The sequence below is a fragment of the Halanaerobiales bacterium genome (genome assembly GCA_035270125.1).
In the GTDB taxonomy this organism is placed as follows: Bacteria; Bacillota; Halanaerobiia; order Halanaerobiales; family DATFIM01; genus DATFIM01.
The window spans coordinates 1-5,453 of sequence record DATFIM010000053.1 but is presented as its reverse complement, the minus strand read 5'-3'; the positions used below and the strand labels follow the sequence as shown (position 1 = coordinate 5,453).

The 5,453-nt window shown below is 32.8% G+C and carries 5 protein-coding genes; all 5 read right to left on the bottom strand.

All coding sequences use genetic code 11. From position 1 onward, the window contains the following. Positions 1-989 (bottom strand): ABC transporter permease (locus VJ881_02875; protein ID HKL74987.1); only part of this gene is annotated, 989 nt, incomplete at its 3' end. Further along, a complete protein-coding gene (locus VJ881_02870; protein HKL74986.1) occupies positions 986-1,921 on the bottom strand; it encodes an ABC transporter ATP-binding protein in 936 nt (311 codons plus the stop codon). The genes VJ881_02875 and VJ881_02870, both read right to left, overlap by 4 nt. A gap of 21 nt (positions 1,922-1,942) precedes the next feature. Further along, a complete protein-coding gene (locus VJ881_02865; protein HKL74985.1) occupies positions 1,943-2,971 on the bottom strand; it encodes a threonine aldolase family protein in 1,029 nt (342 codons plus the stop codon). Positions 2,972-3,070: 99 nt separating this feature from the next. Continuing rightward, positions 3,071-5,005 carry a copper-translocating P-type ATPase gene (locus tag VJ881_02860; GenBank protein HKL74984.1) on the bottom strand — a complete coding sequence of 645 codons (1,935 nt, stop codon included), beginning with the start codon at positions 5,003-5,005 and terminating at the stop codon, positions 3,071-3,073. Positions 5,006-5,179: 174 nt separating this feature from the next. After that, positions 5,180-5,453 (bottom strand): NCS2 family permease (locus tag VJ881_02855; GenBank protein ID HKL74983.1); only part of this gene is annotated, 274 nt, incomplete at its 5' end.

Below are 5,453 nucleotides of genomic sequence, written 5' to 3'. Positions count from 1 at the left end.
CCTACCATAATCTGGCGCAATCCATCTCCCAGATAAGTTAAAGGAATAGCTCTAACAACCGGTTTAATATAATCTGGCATTATTGCAATTGGAAAGAAAATACCTGATAAAAATAACATCGGAAATTGTACAGCCTGGATTATTCTTTCTCCACTTTCAGGAGAACTTGCAAAAGAAATAAGCATATATCCCAAACTAATAAATGTTATTGCCCCAAGAATAACAAGACCTGTTACTTCAAAAAATCCTCCTACAATTCTTAAATCAAACACAGTTACTCCAATAAAAATAATAATAAATGTTTGAACTAAGGCCATAATTAATCTGATTAATATTTCACTCCCCAGTAGGGTAATTCGCGGAAGTGGAGTAACACCCAGCCCTCTTATAATCCCTTGTTCTCGAAGATTTAAAATTTGCAAACCTCCAAAGAGACCTAACTGCATTAAAGCCATTGCCAGAATACCTGGTAAAATATAACTAAAATCAAAACTATTTATTTTATCAGGCTGAATAGTTTCTGTGCTTACCTCAAATAGTTGAGGACTGCCTGTAATATTTCTTTCTACTTCATTAAAAACCTGCCTAATAACTGAAAGCAGAATTTGCGATGTTTGCTGGCGAGTTGAGTCATAGAGAACTTTTATATCATAACTTTTATTATTATTTAATTGTTCATACTCAATATCAGGAATCGTAATTACCAGAGCTCTTTCTCCATTGTTTAAAGCTTCCCTTTCTATTTCATATTCATTATAAATAACTTCAAAATTAGGAACTGACTCTAAAGCTTTAGAAATATTATTAGAAAATGGATTTTTTGCATCTCTTACAACTCCAATTTTAAAAGTTTGTTCTCCATTTCCGGAATAGACCATCCCAAAAATAAATATAAAAATAACAGGGAAAGCAAGGAACCAGAACAAAGAGGATCTATCCCTTAAAAATTCTTTTAAATTAGCAATAAAAACCTGTCTGAATATTTTCATTCTCTGATTCCCCTTCCTGTCAATTTAATAAAAACATCTTCCAGAGAGGCCTGGCGGATAGTTATATCATCAATTTCTTTTTTTGTGCTTTTGCTATAATTAATTAAATTTGTCATTAATTTTTTAATATCTTTAGAATATAATATAAAACGATTAAGTTTTTCTTCATAACCAATACGATCAACATCCAGATTTTCTTTTAAATCTCTTATTTCCTCATTACTGAACCCTGGATCATTAAATTCTACAGCTTTTTCTTCAAAATACTCATTTATCAATTTTTTTGGAGAACCTTTAGCTATTATTTCTCCCTGATCTATAATTACTAAATTATCACATAACTTTTCTGCTTCTTCCATATAATGGGTTGTTAAAAAAACAGTGACTCCTTTTTCTTTAAGCCCCTGAATAACATCCCAGAGCTGTCTTCTAGCCTGGGGGTCAAGGCCAGTAGTGGGTTCATCAAGAAAAATCAAATCTCCATTACTAATCATGGCCAGGGCCACAGCCAACCTGTGTTTTTGACCACCTGAAAGAGAAATTACTCTCTCATTCTTTTTATTCTCCAAACCTACCTGTTCAATCACCAAATCATTTTCCAGTGGATCAGGATAAAAACTGGCAAATAAATTCACTATTTCTTTTACTGTAAGTCGGGGGAAAAGAGAAGGGGATTGTAATTGAACACCAATTTTCTTTTTAATCTCTTTTAGATCCTTTTCCAAAAATGGATCATAGCCAAGTATACTAACTTTTCCACCATCTTTTTCTTTTAAACCTATCAACGTTTCAATTGTAGTGGTTTTACCAGCACCATTAGGCCCCAACATCCCAAAAACACTTCCATCCTCAACTGAAAAGCTAATCCCATCAACTGCTTTAAGGTTACCATAATATTTTTTTAATCCTTCAACCTCAAGAGAATTTTTCATAAAATCACCTATCTTTCAATTTTAACTCATAACTCTTTTCACAGACTCAAGAGCATATTCAATATCATTTTTACTAATATGAAGATGAGTTACAGCTCTCACAAATTTTTTGCCTAAAGGACTAAATCTAACCCCTTCACTTAACATTTTATCTATAAACTCTTCTCTATTCATTCTCTTAACTTCAAATAAAGCAATATTAGTATCAACATTACTTACATTAATATTTATGCCATCTATATCTGCTAAGCCCTGAGCAAGATAACTTGCATTTTCATTATCTTTTTTTAATCTCTCCACATTATTTTCTAAGGCATAAATACCACCAGCAGCTATGATTCCGGCCTGACGCATAGCACCACCCAAACGCTGTTTCCAGTAACGTGCTTTTTCTATAAATTCTTCAGATCCTGCAAGAACTGAACCAACCGGTGCTCCCAATCCTTTTGATAAATCAAACCAGACTGAATCAAAACTTTCTGCATATTCAGCTGCACTAATACCACTTGCTTTAACTGCATTTAGCAAACGTGCTCCATCCATATGAGTAGATAAATCATTTTCTCGAGCAACTTTACATACTTCTCTAATTCTTTCTAAAGGCCAGACTGTTCCTCCACCTAAATTAGAAGTTTGCTCAATTGAAACAAGTTTAGTTTGAGGATCATGATAATCCTTAGACCTTATAGCATTTTTTACCTGATCTGCAGTAAAAACACCATTCTGACCGTCCAATCCATTTATCATAGCTCCGCTTATAATTGCTGCTGCTCCTCCTTCATAATGAATAGGATGAGCTGTTTTATCCATTATAATTTCATCTCCAGGACGACAATGAACAGCAAATGATATTTGATTGGCCATTAAACCTGATGGTAGATATATAGCCTCTTCTTTTCCCAATAAATCTGCAGCCATTTCATTTAATCTATTAACACTTGGATCTTCTAAAAGTTGTTCATCACCTACCTCCGCTTCTGCCATAAATTGTCTCATTTCCTGTGAAGGTTTTGTTCCAGTATCACTAAATAAATCAACTTTTATTTCCATATTTCTCCTCCTTAAATTTATTTTAATCTCTATAAAATATCTTCCTATCTATAATAATACCATAATTAAATAATTAGATAAATATTTATTTTGTTATTTTTAAAATTTTAAAAGTTTGGCATTAAAAGCTACTATTACCGTACTTAAAGACATAAGAATTGCTCCCATAGCCGGTGAAATCATAATTCCATAACTTGATAGTACTCCAGCTGCCAATGGGATGGCAAATGCATTATAACCTGTAGCCCAAAATAAATTTTGCATCATCTTTTTAAATGTTAAACTACCAAATTCAATTAATTTAAGTACATCAAAAGGATCACTTTCAACTAAAATTATGTCTGCTGTTTCTGCAGCAACATCTGTACCAGAGCCAATAGCAATCCCAATATCTGCTTTTGCCAATGCTGGAGCATCATTAACACCATCACCAGTCATTGCTACAAAATCACCCTGAGCCTGTAATTCCTCTACTTTTTTCTGCTTTTGATCTGGAAGTACTTCTGCAAAGAAATCATTCAACCCAAGCTCATTACTAACATATTGAGCTGTTTTGTGATTATCACCAGTAAGCATCTTAACTTTTATACCTTTGTTCTTTAGTTTTTGAACTGTCTTATAGGAACTTTCTCTTATTTGATCTGCAAGTCTAATCATACCTATTAAATTTCCATTTTCTAAAATGAAAACTTCAGTAAATGGCCCTTCTTTTAGAGTATTGTCAGGAATTTTTATTTTATTTTCTTCCAGAAATGCTTTAGAAACAGCTTTCAAATCTCTTCCATTAATTTTTCCTATTACACCCTTACCTTTGATTATTTCAAAATCATCAACTTTTAATAGTTCAATCTTATCTGATTCTGCTTTTTTTACTATTCCATTTGCAATTGGATGTTCTGATTCTTTTTCCAAAGAAGCAGCTTTTTTAATAATTTCTTCTTCATTATATTCTTCTTTAAAACTTTTTACGGTTTCAACACCAAATTCCCCTTCAGTTAAAGTACCTGTTTTATCAAAAAGAACAGTGTCTATTTTGCGAGAATTTTCAAAAGCTGTACGATTTCGAATCAATAATCCATTTTTAGCAGATAAAGTTGTGGAGACAGCTACTACTAATGGAATTGCAAGTCCTAAGGCATGGGGGCAGGTAATAACCATAACTGTTGCCATCCGCTCAATAGCAAAAGCTAAATCTTCTGTGATAAAATACCAGCTGCCAAAAGTAATTGTTCCTGCCGTTATGGCAATTATAGTTAGCCATAAAGCCGCTCTATCTGCAAAATTTTGAGTTTTAGATTTAGCTGCCTGAGATTCCTTTACCAATTCTATAACCTGAGATAAATAACTTTCATCTCCTGCTTTTTCTATATTAATTTTAATTGAACTATCACCATTAATTGAACCTCCAATCACTTCCTCATCTTCTTCACGTTTAACTGGTTCTGATTCACCTGTCAACATAGATTCATCTATATAAGAATCACCTTCATAAATTATTCCATCAGCAGGGATTTTCTCTCCTGGTTTTACTAAAACCTTATCTCCTTTTTTTAATTCTTTAATTTGAATATCTTCAACTTTTCCATCAACAATTTTATGAGCCTGATCAGGCATTAGCTTAGCCAACTCTTCTAAAGCCTGAGATGCACCCATCACAGATCTCATCTCAATCCAGTGTCCAAGGAGCATAATTACAATTAAGGTTGCCAGCTCCCAGAAGAAAAATCTCCCTTCCAGGCCAAAAACAACTGCTGAACTGTAAAAATAAGCCACAGAAATCGCCAGGGCAATTAAAGTCATCATACCCGGATTTTTATCACTAAGCTCATCTTTTAAACCTGATAAAAAAGGCCAGCCACCATAGAAAAATATTATAGTCGAAAGTATAAATAATAAGTATTTACTTCCGGCAAATTCAATACTATAGTTAAAAAAACTCTGAATCATAGGAGAAAGTGCTAAAATCGGTGCTGTTATAATTAATGATATTTTAAATCTTTTTTTGAAATCTTCTAACATTTTTTTATGATCCATATATATAACCTCCTCATATAATATGAATAGGTAATATTTCCTGAAAAAATAGTTAATTTTAGTATATTACTCAACTTTAAATTTGTCAATATATCAAATTAAATGAAAAAAAGCTGTACCTATCCATAATCTTGACAGGTACAGCTTTTTAATATATTTAATTCACATGGAAATTTATAGCCAGAGGAAGTAACCAACAAATACTAAACCAAGTACATATACAAGCCAGTGTACATCTTCGCCTTTACCAGTAAATAATTTAACTAAAGGATAAACAATAAAACCAAGGGCTATTCCATTTGAGATGGAATAAGTTAAAGGCATAATTATCATGGCCACAAATGCCGGTAGAATATCTGTAAAATCATCCCAATCAAGTTTGGTGATATTAGACATCATCATGGTCCCTACAACAATTAATGCAGGAGCAGTAGCGGCTCCAGGCACT